This window comes from Bradyrhizobium sp. HKCCYLS3013 (assembly GCF_051167615.1).
GTDB lineage: Bacteria > Pseudomonadota > Alphaproteobacteria > Rhizobiales > Xanthobacteraceae > Bradyrhizobium.
Genome location: NZ_JBNPTK010000005.1, coordinates 189,049 through 203,152, shown reverse-complemented (window position 1 = coordinate 203,152; position 14,104 = coordinate 189,049). Strand labels below are relative to the sequence as shown.

The following is a 14,104-nucleotide window of genomic DNA, read 5'->3' as shown; positions in this document are numbered from 1 at the left end:
GGTTCGATCGACCTACACCACGTGGAAATTCGACACGCTATCGTTGGCGAGCTGGGCGACGAGCTGCAGCTCCCAGTCGATATAGGCCTGCATCGCTTCGGCCGCGTTGTCGGTGCCCTCATAGGGCCGCTTGTAGACGTCGTCGGCAAGCGAGATCCGGGACTGCCGCTCCGTCTCCAATGCGTGACCCGCGGCCGTCCATGCGCGCGTGCCACCTGAAAGCACGCGGACCTCGCGCGGCGTCGCAGCCCGTGCGTCGGCCAGCGCGAAAGCCGCCTCGGCGCCGTCATCGCTGGTCAGCACGACTGCGCTACTGCCGGGCAGCTTGGCCAGATCGTTGGCAAAGCGCGACGCCAGCACGAAATGTGCGCCGGGAATGTGCCCGGCCTTGTAGCTCGGACTGCGTGTGAGATCGACGACGGTCCACGCCGCCGCATCGGCCGCGAGTTGCTCGGCGCTGATGGTCGCTTCGCCAAGTTGCGGCAGCGGCGGCCGGCGTGCGGCGCGGATTTCGGTTTCGGTGGCTGCAACGACATCCGGTCCCACGACCGACACGTCCCAGCCCATCTGCTTGAGCCACGACGCCGTCATGCGCGCGCGCACGCCGTCATCATCGAACAGCACCAGGCGGGCGCCGCGCACGCCGACCCATTCGTCGGTCGCTTGCACCAGCTGGCCGCCCGGCGCCGACGCGAAGCCAGCCGGATGCGAGGTGGCATATTCCTCGGGCGTGCGAACGTCGAGGCAATACAGCGTGCGCGTCCCGGCCTCGGCCTGATGGCGCGCGAAGGTCGCGGCATCCAGCACGCCGACGCCGACGCGCTCGGCCCAGGCCTTGGCATCAGCCAGCGCGGTCGCGTAGCTCGCCGCTGGCCGCTCCAGCATGCGCGCGGTCCTGCCGCGCTCGACCTGATGGCCGGCCAGGGTCCAGCCGATCGTGCCGTTGCGCAGCGCGTAGATCTTGTTCGGCAGCCCGGCATTGATCAGCGACTGCGTGCCGATGATCGAGCGCGTGCGTCCGGCGCAGTTGACGATGATCGTGGTATCGGGCGAGGGCGCCAGCTCGCGCGCCCGGAACGCCAGCTCGCCGCCGGGGACACTGACCCCGCGCGGAATGCTCATGGTGCGGTATTCCTCGAAGCGGCGGGCGTCGAGCACGACCAGATTCGACTCGCGCTCGATCAGCCCCTTGGCTTCGTCGGCCGACAGCGACGGCGTGTGCCTGATCGCCTCGACCAATTCGCCGAACGCTTTGCTCGGCACGTTGACGTCGCGGAACACCTCGCCATGGCGCGCATAGCCGGACAGTCCGCCATCGAGGACCGACACGTCGGTGTAGCCCAGCGCCCGGATGCGCGGCACCGCGCGCGCGGCATAGCCTTCGTCATCGTCATAGACGACGACAGGCACGTTTAGCCGCGGCACGAGATCGAGGATGCGCAGCTCGATCTGCGACAGCGGCAGCGACACCGCGAAGAACGGGTGCGACAGCGAATAGGGGCCTTCCTCGCGGACGTCGAGCAGCGCCACCTCCTCGCCGGCGCGCCAGCGCCGCCGCAACTCGGTCGGAGCCATCAGGCGCAGTTGATCAGGTGCATTGCGGGGCAGGTCAGGAATTGTCGGGGATGTCATTCGGGAGTCCGCAGGTGGGCTCCGCCGCGGTCTCCGGAACCGTTCATGCGTCCGTGGAGCAAACCTGCGGCATGGAGCGGCAATCACGGTGCGCAGCCCGGGCCGGGGCGCATGGGATGTCGCACCTGTGTGGCGGCATGGCGGCCGTTTGTCCAGCCCGCCGCCCCTGATTGCGCTCGGCAGCAGCGCCGGTCAGACGTGCGGTCCCAGCATGGCGATGTAGAACAGGTCCTCGCTCGAGAGCCCGGCGGACCGCCGCGGAAGAACGGCGGCGTTTCGTTCGGTCGTTCTCTGCTCCGACATGCGCTCGGAACGGAAGGTGCCGAGCCAGCCTTCAAACCACGAGACGTAGCGCACGAGATCCTCCGCAACTGCTGTGGCCACTCGACTATCACGCGGCAGGACTGCCTGGACAAGGGCCGTTGAAGCCGTCGCCCCGACTTTGACAAATCATGCTCGCTGTAACGCCTCGCCGGCAAATTCCTTTCCCGCTGCGCGTTCGTCGCACAGCTCTGCTTCTCCACCGGAGGCGTGAACGTCGCCATTCCGTCCCATCAGGTCGTCATGCCAATGGGTACGGAACGCCATCCAAGAGGCGTGATCCTGGAACGCGACCTCGGCGAACCACTCGACCGTGACTGCGCCGCTCGGCCAGTAGCGTTCCTGGTCATGCCAGCACACCACCGGCCAGCGCGGATTGCGATAGGAGCGGCCGGTCTCATCATGCAGCGAGGGACGGCCGAGGTGATCGATCAGCCACGCCATCACCTCGGGCAGGAACGTCGCGGCAAACGACACGCCGTGGCGTCCGAGCCGTTGCGGCATCCGCATGACGCGCTGATCGATGATGGCGAACGCCGGCGGCACGGCACCGACGTTGAACTGCCTGATCATCAGCAAGCGGAAGCCGCAGTCGCAGAGCTCGGCGGGAACGGCGTGGATCGCGGTCGGCTGTAGCGGAGCCGTGATGTTCATCCCAGTGCTCCCCGCGCCTGGCCGAACGTGAGGTCGATGGCGTGCTGCAACGCTGTGCGCGTCGGCACATCGCTGCGCTTCAGATAGGCGGTCAGAACGCGTGCCATCCCGTGTCTCCCGTCGGCATCTGCACACTGCTGGTCGCAGCCTTCGCAGATCGCCTTGCGTGGGGACGGACATCCGGTCCGAATCCGACGCGACGAAAATCAACAATCTCCGACATTGCTGCCGGTCAGGGAGGACACATCAAGTTTCGTGCCAGATGCGACGATCAGTGGAGGCGATGGCCGTCGGCGTCGTCTTCCGGTGTCGCGAGCTGCGCGATCGGGCTGGATTGGTGGTGGATCATCCGCCAGGCGCCGTCGATGCGCGCAAAGTGATTGGCCGCGGCGAGCGCCGCGCCAACCACCAGCTCGATGCAGAGCACGTGACCATGATCGCCGCTGACGATCGCGTGCGGATCCGCACAGACGATGTTCGGCCGGCCCGGGTTGGCGAGGATATCGCGCCAGCTGCCGATCACGGCGGCGCGGCCGACGATCGCCGGCCAGCCGGGATGAATGCAGGAGATACCGTCGCGATCGGCCCAGAGGGCGACGAGCGCCGCGAAATCACCGTCCGTGAAGGCAGCATAGAAGGCCGCATTGGCGGCCAGGATCTCGCGCTCGTCGCTCATTGTGATGAGGTGAGCCAAGCCGTTGCGAAAATCAAGCAATGTTTGGAAACGCACACGCGCGCGCCTGCAAAAACTTGCAAGCTTTTTGCAGGACCCGGTCGAGACGCGATCGCAACGCATCAGCCGAGGTCCTGCCATGCTCGAAACGGCCATTGTCGGAGGTGGATTGTGCGGAATGGCACTCGCGCGCAGCCTGCAGCAGCGCGGCAGCACGTTCGCTTTGTTCGAAGCCCGACATCGCCTGGGCGGGCGGGTGCTGTCGGCCAGGAGCAAGGGCGGGCTTGCGCTGGACCTCGGCCCGACCTGGTTCTGGCCGGACACCCAGCCGCTGCTCGCCGGCCTGGTGGCGGAGCTCGGCCTGTCTGACTTTGCCCAGCACGATGATGGCACGCATCTTCATCTGAGAGAGGCGGACAAGCCGGCCGAGCAGATCGGCGGGCCGCCGGTCCACCAGGGCGCGCGCCGGCTCTCCGGCGGCATGGCGAAATTGATCGAGGCGCTGGCACGCGATCTGCCGCAGCCCTTCATCCATCTCGGCCATGAGCTGATGCGCATCGTCGACTGCGGCACGCATGTGCGGCTGATCTTCGCCACAGCAACGGAATCGGTCGCGATCGAGGCCAGGCGCGCCGTGCTCGCGCTGCCGCCGCGGCTGCTGATCGACCACGTCGGCTTCTTTCCCGAGCTGGACGACGCGACCTTCGAGGCGATGCGTGGCGCCGAGACCTGGATGGCGGCGCAGGCCAAGGTCGTGATCGCCTACGACCAGGCGCATTGGCGCGACCAGGGCCGGTCCGGCAATGCGTTCGTCAGCCACGAGCAGGCCGTGATCGGCGAGATCTTCGATGCCTGCGATGCGGGCGGCGACCGCGCTGCGCTCGGCGGCTTCCTCGCATTCTCGCCCGATCTGCGCGCGGCCTTCAGCGTCGGGCTGCCGTTGCTGATGGACAGCCAGATGGTGCAGTTGTTCGGCTCCGCGCTGGAAGGCGGCGAGCAGCACTACCAGGACTGGGCGGCCGAGCGCTTCACCTGCAGCGCACTGGATCGCACCACGCCACGCGGCGAGCACAGCGAGATCGCCAATCCGATGCTGCGGCGGGCGCTGTGGGACGGGCGGCTGTATCTTGGCGGCGCTGAAACCGCAAGCCACGCGGCCGGCTATCTCGAAGGCGCGCTGAACGCCGCCAGGCGCATCGAGCGCGCGATCGCCCGGGGCATCGGCGAGACCGCCGCGCCGCGCGCGGTCGCCGCGACCGGCGACGGGCTGTCGGGCAACGCCGCGAGCCTCGCCTGGTTCGGCGCCTGGGTCGCCGCGCAGCGTGACGCCGCGTTCGACGACTATCGGCAGCGGCTCAATCGCGGCCTCGCCGCGCAGCAGCGCGAGCAACTGACCCAGCTCGCTCTTCTCGGAGCCACCGAGCAGGTGTTCGCTGCGGCGCTGCAGGTGCTGGACGCACTGACCTTCGACATGCGCGACGTTGCCGTCGAGCGCGGACGCTCCGTCCTGATGCCGGAGATCCAGAAGCCGTTTCGCGATGTCATGCAGTCGCTGCTCGACGATGCCATAGCCTTCAACCGCACCTCCTGCGCGCTGTCGAACTTTCCGTTCGAGCACAAGCCGTCGAAGGATTATGTGCAGACGATCCTGCGCGACATCGCCGCCGCCTGGCAGGAATTCTCGCTCGCCGCGAACCGTCTGCTGCTGGCGAAGGCGGACGCGGCGATGCGCCCGCCGACGAGAGTGCCGTCGTGAGTGGGGCGGCATCGATGCGAACCATGAAGCTGCAGATCGAACGTCCGACCATCGAGGCGATGGCGGCGGCCTTTCCGCACCTCGCCTCGCTGAAGGAGCAGTTGCGCTTCGGCGACAGGGTCGAGGTCGACGTGGCGCAGCTCGCGACCGCCGAGCTCGACTTCCTGCGCGACAGCTACCAGAAGGCCGGTCCCGAATGGCACGCCCGTGCGGCGCAGATCGCGACCCTGCAGCGCGCCTTTGCCGATTCCGGCGCCCGCTTCGCCGAGCACGAGCTGGAATCGGTGCTGCCGGCGATTGCGCGCTACCTGATCTCGGGCGCCATCCGCGGCTGGATGTTCACCGCCAACGTCGCCAGCCGTCCGTTGCCCTATGTCGTGACGCGGCTCGACTACACGGCGCCGTCGAACGACGAGGCCGGCCGTGTCTTCATCGAGCTCAAGGCCAATGCCAAGGGCGCGATCACCACGTCCACCTTGCGCATCTCCGCCGGCGACATCGTCGGCAGGACGGTCGCCGAGATCTTCGCCGCCAAGGGCTTCCTCAAGGAGACGCCCGAGCTGATATCCGCCTACGATGAGACGGCCGAGCGGTACTTCGCCTGGCGCGGCCGCTATGGCGCGCAGTTCTCCGGCCGCGGCATCGGCTTCTTCGCCGATGATCCGAACTCCTCGCATCGCGACATGGACTGGTCGCGCAAGGACGTGATCGTGCTGTCGTCGGGCGGCGGCAGCGCGCGCCTCGTCAACGACGAGGGCGTTCTCACCGAGCGGGCGCTGACGCTCGAGGTCACCGGCGACATTCTCGGGCAGTACCTGCGCAAGGCCGCCAAGAGCAATCTCTATGATGCCGAGCAGGAGGTCGCGGACTCCAGGGCGGCGATCCCGAAGGGCCTCTTCTGCAAGATCCCCGTCCATCCCTACATGCTGATGTTCCATCTCGACCTGCACCATTATCTCTGGGTGCACGCCGACGATTTGGTGCCTTACGCCTATCAGCCCGAGCTCAAGCAGAAGCTGGTGCTGCCGGAGGAGCAGACCGACCTGATCGACATTCTCACGGCCGAGATGGACCTGCTGATGGACGACATCGTCGCCGGCAAGTCGGGCGGCACTACGGTGCTGTGCGCAGGCCCGCCCGGGGTCGGCAAGACGCTGACGGCGGAGGTCTACGCCGAGATCATCGGCCGGCCGCTCTATCGCGTGCATTCCGGCCAGCTCGGGCTGAACGTCGCGGCAATGGAGGGCGCGCTGAAGGATGCGCTGACCCGGGCGCAGCGCTGGGGCGCGGTCATGCTGATCGACGAGGCCGACGTCTACATCAAGCGGCGCGAGGACGACATGACGATGAATGCCGTCGTCGGCGTGTTCCTGCGCGTGCTGGAATATTTCAATGGGCTGTTGTTCCTCACGACGAACCGCATCGACGACATCGACGAAGCCATCGTGTCGCGCTGCATTGCGTTGATCAAGTTCCAGGCGCCGGACGCCGCAGCGCGCGGCCGGATCTGGCGGGTGATGTGCGAGCAGTTCGGCTTGAAGATCGATGCCGGCCTGGTGGAGCTGCTGGTGGAGACGTTCCCGGGTGCCTCGGGCCGCGACATCAAGGGGCTGGCCAAGCTGGTCGCCAAATACTGCCACCACAAGGGCGTCCGTCCGACCATCGAGGTCTTCCGCCGCTGCGCCATCTTCCGCGGCATCGATCTCGGAGACCACGCGCTGCTGCCGGAAGCCGCGGAGTAGTCACGGCGTCGTCGTCTTCCCCAGCGTCGCCGGATTGTAGCCTTCCTCGCGCAGCACCCGCTGCACGACCGGCCGCGCCAGCATCCGCCGGTAGTGCGCGAGCAGGTTGGCCGGCAGCGCAATGCCGGTCTTGTCGGCCCAGAACGCGACGTAGAACAGGATCGGATCCGCCACGGAGAATTCGCCGCCGAGATAGGGCCGCGTGCCGAGCATCTTGTCGAGCACTGCGAAGCCTTTCACGACGATGTTGCGGCCGAGCGCGCGCACGGACTCCTGGTCGGCCTCGTTGCGGCTGAAGGTCGGCGTCGCAAAAATGCGCGCGAAGCCGTGGCCATGCACGGTACCGGCAATGTAGCTCATGGCTTCGAGCAGCCGCGTTTCGGTCTCGATATCCGAAGGCCATAATCCGGCGCGTGGCCGCGAGCGGCCGAGCCAATAGGCGATCGCCGGCACTTCCGTCAGCACACTGCCGTCGCTGCGCACCAGCGCCGGAATCGTCGATTTCGGGTTGATGGCCACATAATCGGGTTTGAAATTGTCTCCGGCCGGGAGATTGACGATATGGGCCTCGAACACCTCCTCGAGCTCTTCGAGGATGATGTGGATGCCGGTCGAGCACGATCCCGGCGTCATATACAACTTCATCGTGGCCATCATTGTCTCCAAGCCGACATCGCGCGCGCAGGCGGCATGCTTCATGCAAGGATCGGGACAGATCGAGAGTGACGCGCCGAGGCCCGCCAGTTCGGGCCGCTGCCGTCAGGTTTGCGACAGGAGACTCTTCACGGTCCCGCAGCTCCGTCGCCTCGTTGAGGGAGCGTCGCGCATGACGGAACGTGAGCCGGAAGTCTTCGTCATCTGTCCGACGACGAGCATCGCGCCGGGTGAAGCCAGGGCGTTCAGCCTGTCGCGGATCGGCGACAATGGCGAGGCGCGGCCGTTTCCGATCGTGATCATCCATACCGTGTCCGGCGGCTTCGTCGGCTATGTCAACAGCTGCCCGCACGAAGGCAAATGGCTGAACATCGGCAGCGGCCAATTCTTCAACGCGGAGCGCACGATGCTGCGCTGTGGCCGGCACGGCGCGATCTTCGAGATCGACACCGGATTGTGCACCAGCGGCAATTGCGAGGGCCAGAGCCTGGAGCCGATCGCGCTCGCCGTCATCGACGGCGAGGTCTGCCTGTGCGGCGTGGCGCTGGTGGAGGACGTCAGCTTCCCCGATCCATTCGACGATCTCGACGAGACCATGGAGATCATGATCCATCCGGACTGAGGCATTCGTCCATCCGCCCATCATTGCGTGAAGCGAAGCGACGAAGCAATCCAGGGCCGCGCGCGTTGTTCTGGATTGCTTCGCTCGCAACGACGTCGTCACGTTGACGGGGCTCAGAACCCATCCGCCTTCGTTCCCCACGGATGACTTCCGGGCACCAGCGGCGCCTTGATGCCGGCTTTCTCGACATCGGCCGTCGTCTTGAAGAAGGTCGCCTCGTGCACCAGCGTACCGTTCTTGGTCGTCACCGCGACATAGCGTGCGACCGTGTCGATGTCGCACAGATAGCCGCCGCCGGGATCGGCGGCACTGCGCAGATTGCCGTCCCAGTCCACGAAGAAGCCGTCACTCGACATTTCGATCTCCATTTCGTCGTTGCCTCAGGTTTCGGGCTGATCGGCGACCAGTTGCGCATAGGCGCGCTCCACGATCGCCCGGCATTGCAGCAGGCGCTGATGCTCGGCCTTGCCGATGCTTATCGTCTCATCGCCGGAGTCGGCTGCGGTCGTCGCCGCCTGCAGCGCATCGAACAGGGCTTTCTCGAGCTGATAGATGCGCTCGCTGGCGCGCTCCAGATAGGGAATGGGATTGGCGCGGACATTGGCCTCGTGCAGCGCATCGAGGCTGAGCAGCGTGCGAAACCGGCGTTCGACCTGGCGCTGCTGCATGCCGAAATCGTGCTCGATGACGCTCATGGCCGGGCCTCGGGCGCGGCCGCCTTCGACGCCGCCGCTTTGGCGGCGCGGCGCAGCAAGGTGAGGCATTCGAGCGAGGCGGCCATGTCGAGCGCGGAAAAGCCGTCCAGCGTCTCGGTGCTGATGTCCGCGCCCTTGGCCAGCAGATGCGCGACCATTTCGGCCTTGCCGGAGGACGACGCATACATCAGCGCGGTGGCACCATTGTCGTTGCTGTTGTCGAGATCGATGCCGGCCTCGACCAGCGCGTCGATGGCGGCGAGATGCCGGCCGACGCAGGCGAGCCACACTGCGTTGTTGCCGTCGGCGTTCCTGGCGGTGACGTCGGCGCCGGCAGCGAGCAGCTCGCGGATGACGGCGACGTTGCCGAGATGTGCCGCCTTCATCAGCGGCGTGGTGCGATTGGCGATGATGGCGTCGACGTCGTCGGCGGGAAAGCCCTCGGCGGCGAGCCACGCCGCCAGGGCCGGACCGACGTTCGCCGCGTCGCTCCGCGCGGGATAACGCTGGCGCCACGCCTCATAGCCGCCGTCGAGGCTATAGACCTCCGCGAAGCCGAAATCGGAGAAGGTCTGCGCATACTCCTGGCTGGCATTGCCGTGATAGCAGTAGATCAGGATCGGCGTGCGCTTGGTCGTGCCGGCGATGATTTCGGAGAGATTGCGCTGGGTGAGATGCCGCGCGCCGGGCAAATGCGCAGTGTCGAACGAGGCGGGGTCGCGGACGTCGAAGCGCAGCACGTCGTCGCGCTGCAGCAGCTCGGCCGCGTGGTCGACGTCGATGCGCTGGAACGGAATGCGCGGTCTCATCGCAGGTCTCCCGCTTCGTTGCGTGTGCGGCCCGGATAGGCGGCCAGTGTCGTGATGCGGTCATCGGTCAGGGCACGGCCGACGGTGAAGTGGTAGAGCGTCTGGAAATCGGCTGCGACGACGCCGAGCATCTCGTGCACGGAGTCGTCGAAGAAGCAGCCGATGCCGGTGCCGCGCAGGCCCGCCGCTTCGGCTTCAAGGTAGAGTACGTGGCCGATCAGGCCGGCCTCCCAATGCAGTTGCCGATAGCGCCACGGATGGTCGCTCACGGCAGGCGTGAACTCGGCGAGCATCGCCATCGCAAAGCAGCTATCGCCCGCGATCGCCTGGTGACAGCTCGCGGTGCGGATCACGCCGCGGCTGTCGGTCGGCAGCAGCCGGAACAACGGCAGATGGTCGGCTGCGCGCTCGACGTGCTGCCAGTCGAAGTCGGGACGCAGTGCGCGCCGCAGGCTGCTCTCCGCCTCGCCGTTGCGCGGTAGCGCATAGAGCCCGGGCGTGAGGCCGTCGACGCGGTGGACGAACAGCAGCGGATGCAGCCGTGGCGCGAATGGCCAGGCGGTCCATGGCGGCGCGGCGCGCGGCAGCAGCGCGTCGAGAAGGTGAAGGAACGCTGCGAGGTCCATCGTGAATCTGGCGTCGAAGCGCTGCGCGCTGCGCCGGCTGAGAATGAGCTCGGCCGCGCGCGCGCCTGACCGCCGCGGCAGCGGCGGGCACTGCGACGGAACGGAGACCGCATCCTGCGCCGCACCGGCCGTGGCCGTGCTCACCTCGGGAATGACGGGCCAGCGATAGAGCGGATGGCGATCGAGCCGGTTCGCCTGGCCCTTCCAACTGTCGTCGATCTTGGCCGGCGATGGCAGGGCTGTCGGCGGCCGAGAGCGCGCATCGCGCGGCACGATCGCGAGCAGCACATCGGCGTCCTCGGTCTCGACGCCGGCGAAATCATCCGCGCGATCGAGTCCCATCAGTGCTGCGAGTTGCGCGCTGTCGATGCCGTCGATCACGTGCGCGCTCCAGCCCAGCGCAGCGGCGGCGTAGCTGACGGCGCCGATCGCATGTCCGAGGTCGAGCTGGCAGTAGCGGAACGCGCGCTCGCCATATTTCCACGCCTCGCGCCAATGGATCGAGGACAGCGCGAGCCACAGTCGCGGCTCGCCGGGCGATGTCCTGCCGCGACGGCAACGTTGCTCAAGCGCGTGATCGCGGCTGACATAGTGGTGAAGACCGTCGCTGAGCCCCGGCACGTTCTCCGCGATGACATAGGCCTCGGTCGGATGCAGATTGCCGCTGGAGGGATTGCAGCGCAGCGCCCAGCGGTCCGGGCCAAGCTCCTTCCATGCGGCCAGTCCGAACGACAGTTCGAGCAGCAGCGCGACGCGGTCGATCGTCAACGGCTGGACCGGCGCCGTGGCGTCGCAGGCCTCGGCGAAGCTCACGGCGAGACGGTCCGAGGTCAGCGGCAGATGCAGCCGAGGGCTGCCGGCGAACTCGCGGAACGGATTCGGCTGCGCGTCCCAGTCCAGCGTCTCGGGTCCCGCCGCATAGCGCTTGAGACTGTGCTTGGTGCGGGCGTGATAGGCCAACGCGATGTCGGCGGCGGCTGGGACGTCCGCCGTGCCGGACGATGACACGGACATGCTTCCTCACAAGGCGCGACCTGCGCGGTCGCGCATGTTGGACGGTCGCTCGGTAACGGCGTCGGGCGGAGCAAGAACCGTTCCGAACGGCCGCAACTGCCTCCGCATCGTCATTTTGGAATGCGCCGGTCGGGCGCGGGCTCGGAGCTCATCGCCACGGCCGGTGGATCTGGAATCCAAGCGCCTCGCTGCGCATCGTCTCGGAGTGACGCGACGGGAGAGCGTGTCCGATTCCGAACAGCGCGACCGGAACTGTGGGCTTCTCGACATTTCAATGCCGGTGCGCGCCGGCCGATGCGCTGGCGTCGATCAGCACGGTGACCTTGGCCGCGATCGACAGCCACGCCCGATGCGCGGCGAGCTTGTGGCCGAGCTTGAAGCTGTCGGCCATGCGGGCCGCGAACGCCGGCCCCTCGGTCCCGTGCTGTTGGGCGATGATCCACGCGGTCTGCCACAGATCGGTCTCGCTGGTCACGGCGGATGCCTGCTAGAGATCGAGCACCAGCCGGTCGCCCTTGGCGCGCGACACGCACGGCAGGAAATAGCCCTCGGCGCGCTGGGCCGCGGAGAGGCGCTTGTCGCGATGATCGATCTCGCCGTCGATCACCCGTGTCTTGCAGGTGCCGCACATCCCTTGCTCGCAGGAGGTCGCGATCTTGACGCCGTTCTCCTCGAGAAAGGCGGTGACGGTCTTGTCGCCGGGGATCTTGAAGGTCGCGCCGGTGCTCTTGATGGTGACGTCGAACACCTTGTCGAGCAGCGCGGCCGCCGCCTTGGCGGTGAACCGCTCGACATGGATGCGCTCCTCGGCAAAGCCCTTCTGCCTGGCGAGCGCGATGATCGGATCCATCCACCAGTCGACGCCGCAGATGAACAGTTGCGTGTCGTCGGGTCGGTCGGCCAGCAGCTCGGCGGCCTTCAGCAACTGATTGTCCTCGCTGGATTCCTTGTAGTATCTGGTGTCTTCGGCGAAACGCGACGCCTCGATGGTGCCGCGGAACGAGTCCGGCGACATCAGCGCGAACACGTAGTGCAGCTCGAACGGGATGGTCTTGGCCTTCAGCGTGTCGGCGATCGACAGGATCGGCGTCACGCCGATGCCACGCGCCACGAGCAGGGCGCGCTTGGTGTCCTTGGGGATCTTGAAGCGGTTGCGCGGGCGGCTGACCTGCAGCCGGTCGCCCTCGTTGATGTCGAGATGCAGCGCCTTGGAGCCGCCGCGGCTGTTGCCGTCCTTCCACACGCCGATGCAGTAGCGGTTGCGCTCTGAGGCGCTGTTCAGCAGTGAATATTGCCGCGTCAGTCCATTCGGCAATGTGACGTCGATATGGCTGCCGGGGGTGAAGCCCGGCAGCGGCTGATCGTCCGCCGGAACGAGCTCGAACGAGGCCATGTTGTGCGCCTCGATGGCCTTCTTGGCCACGACGACCGTGTGCAGGCTGTCGGACATCTGACAACTCCATCTTGCGAGCCGGCTCATGAGAAACCGATGCAAGGGCGAGGCCAAACCGCGTTCGCCGCGGAGCGCGGCGGCTTTTCCGCTTGTGCTCGCTGCAGATTGGATGTATCAGCGTCGCCCGTTTCAACCCCGACGGTGTTCAACGCGAGAGGCCATCAGCCATGTCGAATCCACTGTGCGCGACACGATCCGTGCCGACGCCCGCAGTGCGTCCGGCTGATAGTTTCTCGATCATGTTGAACGACAATGGCAAAGTCATCGATTGCACGACGGCAGGAGGCCGAGCGCGCGCGGGTTGAAGCCTATGAGCTGACGCTGCGCCGCGCGGCACCGCCGACGCGGCCGCCGCCGGATCTGCACAACGCGATCCGCGAGGCGGGGCGTGGCTTCGAAGCCGACATCATCCGGGATCCCGAGAGCTGGAAGCCGCAGCTCAAGACGCGCGATGCCGCGCGCCTGCGGCTGGCGGCGGCGCGGCATCTGTTCGCGCGCTATCCCGTGCCTTCGCATCTGGAGCAGATCTGGATCGAGGCGTCGGGGCTCGGCCACGACGAGATCGTCCGTCGCAAGCGCTGGTACATCGCGGCAGCCGGTGGCGGCTCGCTGTACAAGGCTGGCGCGTCGGCGTTCCTGTCGCGAAAGGAGGTTCACGGCTTCCTCCATCCTTTCGGGCAGGTCGGCTTCGACGAGGCGATCTGGCAGGCGATCGCGCGGTCCTACACGGGCGATCCGGCGATCGTGTCGCGGATCACCCGGTCCCGGATCGCGCGGACGCCGCGCGGCGAGCACGCGTTCTGGCGCGAGGCGGCGCAGTTCTTCTGCGCGCAGCCGACCACCGTCGAGGAGATCGACGATCTCTGCGACTACATCGCCGATCGTCGCCGGCGCGAGCGGGCGTTCAGCCTCAAGGGCCGCTCGCTCGCGGCGCTGCGCCGGCTGGCGCGGGAATGGCACCGCGATCTCGCGGTGATCGCCCGCATCGAGGCGGCGCGCCGGCGTGCCGAGATGGCGCGTCACTGTTCGGCAGCGCAGGCGGCGGAGCTTGCGGCGCATTGGCCGGGCGCGCAACTCGCGGACTGGTCGTGGAGTCCGTCGGCCAAGGCCTTCGCCAAGCGTGACGAATATGTGATCACGCAGCTGCGGACCGCGGAGGACCTCGTCGCTGAGTCCAGGGCCATGCGTCACTGCGTGTCGAGCTACGCGACGAGGTGCATCGCCGGCCATTCCTCGATCTGGTCGCTGCGGCATCGCCATGGCGGCGCGGCGCAGCGGCTGCTGACGATCGAGCTCGATCGGCAGCGTCGCGCGGTGCAGGTGCGTGGCTTCGCCAACCGCGTGGCTCACGCCGGTGAGCGCAAGGTGCTGGAGCGCTGGGCCAAGGCGCGCGGCATCGACCTGCCGGAGACATGATCTGCGTCGTCCGTTCCGGGCGGCGCAGGTCGTGCGC

Annotated in this window: 15 protein-coding genes; 4 read left to right on the top strand and 11 right to left on the bottom strand. The window is 67.2% G+C overall.

Features of this window, described 5'->3' with window-relative positions; genetic code table 11:
- Positions 1-12: 12 nt before the first annotated feature.
- From ACQR1F_RS11870 to ACQR1F_RS11855, 4 genes are all read right to left on the bottom strand, one after another.
- The gene (locus ACQR1F_RS11870; protein WP_409997968.1) at positions 13-1,632 is read right to left on the bottom strand and encodes a rhodanese-like domain-containing protein; all 1,620 of its coding nucleotides are present in this window, start codon (positions 1,630-1,632) and stop codon (positions 13-15) included.
- Between the two features lie 192 nt (positions 1,633-1,824).
- Positions 1,825-2,016, bottom strand: a complete 192-nt coding sequence (locus tag ACQR1F_RS11865; protein ID WP_315804477.1) for a hypothetical protein — start codon at positions 2,014-2,016, stop codon at positions 1,825-1,827.
- 66 nt (positions 2,017-2,082) lie between these two features.
- Entirely contained in the window at positions 2,083-2,601 is a 519-nt protein-coding gene (locus tag ACQR1F_RS11860; RefSeq protein WP_315804531.1) for a hypothetical protein, read from the bottom strand.
- 277 nt (positions 2,602-2,878) lie between these two features.
- On the bottom strand, positions 2,879-3,283 hold the full coding sequence (locus tag ACQR1F_RS11855; protein ID WP_434913150.1) for a nuclear transport factor 2 family protein: 405 nt from the start codon (positions 3,281-3,283) through the stop codon (positions 2,879-2,881).
- 136 nt (positions 3,284-3,419) lie between these two features.
- On the opposite strand from ACQR1F_RS11855, the gene ACQR1F_RS11850 reads away from it, so the two are divergent.
- A complete protein-coding gene (locus ACQR1F_RS11850; protein ID WP_316177985.1) occupies positions 3,420-5,036 on the top strand; it encodes a flavin monoamine oxidase family protein in 1,617 nt (538 codons plus the stop codon).
- A 23-nt stretch (positions 5,037-5,059) separates the two neighbouring features.
- Positions 5,060-6,778 carry an ATP-binding protein gene (locus tag ACQR1F_RS11845; protein WP_434913070.1) on the top strand — a complete coding sequence of 573 codons (1,719 nt, stop codon included), beginning with the start codon at positions 5,060-5,062 and terminating at the stop codon, positions 6,776-6,778.
- Here the strand turns inward: ACQR1F_RS11845 and ACQR1F_RS11840 are convergent, their stop codons facing one another.
- A complete protein-coding gene (locus ACQR1F_RS11840; RefSeq protein ID WP_316218643.1) occupies positions 6,779-7,423 on the bottom strand; it encodes a glutathione S-transferase family protein in 645 nt (214 codons plus the stop codon).
- 181 nt (positions 7,424-7,604) lie between these two features.
- Between ACQR1F_RS11840 and ACQR1F_RS11835 the strand changes: the two genes are divergently transcribed.
- Entirely contained in the window at positions 7,605-8,054 is a 450-nt protein-coding gene (locus ACQR1F_RS11835; RefSeq protein WP_434887383.1) for a Rieske (2Fe-2S) protein, read from the top strand.
- A gap of 113 nt (positions 8,055-8,167) precedes the next feature.
- Here the strand turns inward: ACQR1F_RS11835 and ACQR1F_RS11830 are convergent, their stop codons facing one another.
- The 6 genes from ACQR1F_RS11830 to ACQR1F_RS11805 form a co-directional block, all read right to left on the bottom strand.
- Positions 8,168-8,410 carry a hypothetical protein gene (locus ACQR1F_RS11830; protein WP_316238439.1) on the bottom strand — a complete coding sequence of 81 codons (243 nt, stop codon included), beginning with the start codon at positions 8,408-8,410 and terminating at the stop codon, positions 8,168-8,170.
- Positions 8,411-8,434: 24 nt separating this feature from the next.
- Positions 8,435-8,749: a hypothetical protein gene (locus ACQR1F_RS11825; protein ID WP_316177992.1), complete on the bottom strand. Its 315-nt coding sequence runs from the start codon at positions 8,747-8,749 to the stop codon at positions 8,435-8,437.
- Entirely contained in the window at positions 8,746-9,489 is a 744-nt protein-coding gene (locus ACQR1F_RS11820) for an ankyrin repeat domain-containing protein (protein ID WP_434874177.1), read from the bottom strand. The genes ACQR1F_RS11825 and ACQR1F_RS11820 overlap by 4 nt, the downstream gene beginning before the upstream one ends.
- 65 nt (positions 9,490-9,554) lie before the next feature.
- On the bottom strand, positions 9,555-11,198 hold the full coding sequence (locus ACQR1F_RS11815) for a nitroreductase family protein (protein ID WP_434892961.1): 1,644 nt from the start codon (positions 11,196-11,198) through the stop codon (positions 9,555-9,557).
- 271 nt (positions 11,199-11,469) lie between these two features.
- Complete coding sequence (locus ACQR1F_RS11810; protein WP_315804485.1) at positions 11,470-11,673, bottom strand: hypothetical protein; 204 nt, start codon at positions 11,671-11,673, stop codon at positions 11,470-11,472.
- A gap of 12 nt (positions 11,674-11,685) precedes the next feature.
- The gene (locus ACQR1F_RS11805; protein ID WP_316177996.1) at positions 11,686-12,648 is read right to left on the bottom strand and encodes a PDR/VanB family oxidoreductase; all 963 of its coding nucleotides are present in this window, start codon (positions 12,646-12,648) and stop codon (positions 11,686-11,688) included.
- 255 nt (positions 12,649-12,903) lie between these two features.
- On the opposite strand from ACQR1F_RS11805, the gene ACQR1F_RS11800 reads away from it, so the two are divergent.
- A complete protein-coding gene (locus ACQR1F_RS11800; RefSeq protein WP_434913069.1) occupies positions 12,904-14,067 on the top strand; it encodes a PcfJ domain-containing protein in 1,164 nt (387 codons plus the stop codon).
- The last annotated feature ends 37 nt before the right edge of the window (positions 14,068-14,104 follow it).

Coding starts and splice junctions, on each gene's coding strand:
- ACQR1F_RS11870 (WP_409997968.1), bottom strand. CDS start 1,632: ATGACATCCCCGACAATTCCTGACCTGCCCCGCAATGCACCTGATCAA.
- ACQR1F_RS11855 (WP_434913150.1), bottom strand. CDS start 3,283: ATGAGCGACGAGCGCGAGATCCTGGCCGCCAATGCGGCCTTCTATGCT.
- ACQR1F_RS11850 (WP_316177985.1), top strand. CDS start 3,420: ATGCTCGAAACGGCCATTGTCGGAGGTGGATTGTGCGGAATGGCACTC.
- ACQR1F_RS11845 (WP_434913070.1), top strand. CDS start 5,060: ATGAAGCTGCAGATCGAACGTCCGACCATCGAGGCGATGGCGGCGGCC.
- ACQR1F_RS11840 (WP_316218643.1), bottom strand. CDS start 7,423: ATGAAGTTGTATATGACGCCGGGATCGTGCTCGACCGGCATCCACATC.
- ACQR1F_RS11835 (WP_434887383.1), top strand. CDS start 7,605: ATGACGGAACGTGAGCCGGAAGTCTTCGTCATCTGTCCGACGACGAGC.
- ACQR1F_RS11830 (WP_316238439.1), bottom strand. CDS start 8,410: ATGTCGAGTGACGGCTTCTTCGTGGACTGGGACGGCAATCTGCGCAGT.
- ACQR1F_RS11825 (WP_316177992.1), bottom strand. CDS start 8,749: ATGAGCGTCATCGAGCACGATTTCGGCATGCAGCAGCGCCAGGTCGAA.
- ACQR1F_RS11815 (WP_434892961.1), bottom strand. CDS start 11,198: ATGTCCGTGTCATCGTCCGGCACGGCGGACGTCCCAGCCGCCGCCGAC.
- ACQR1F_RS11805 (WP_316177996.1), bottom strand. CDS start 12,648: ATGTCCGACAGCCTGCACACGGTCGTCGTGGCCAAGAAGGCCATCGAG.
- ACQR1F_RS11800 (WP_434913069.1), top strand. CDS start 12,904: ATGGCAAAGTCATCGATTGCACGACGGCAGGAGGCCGAGCGCGCGCGG.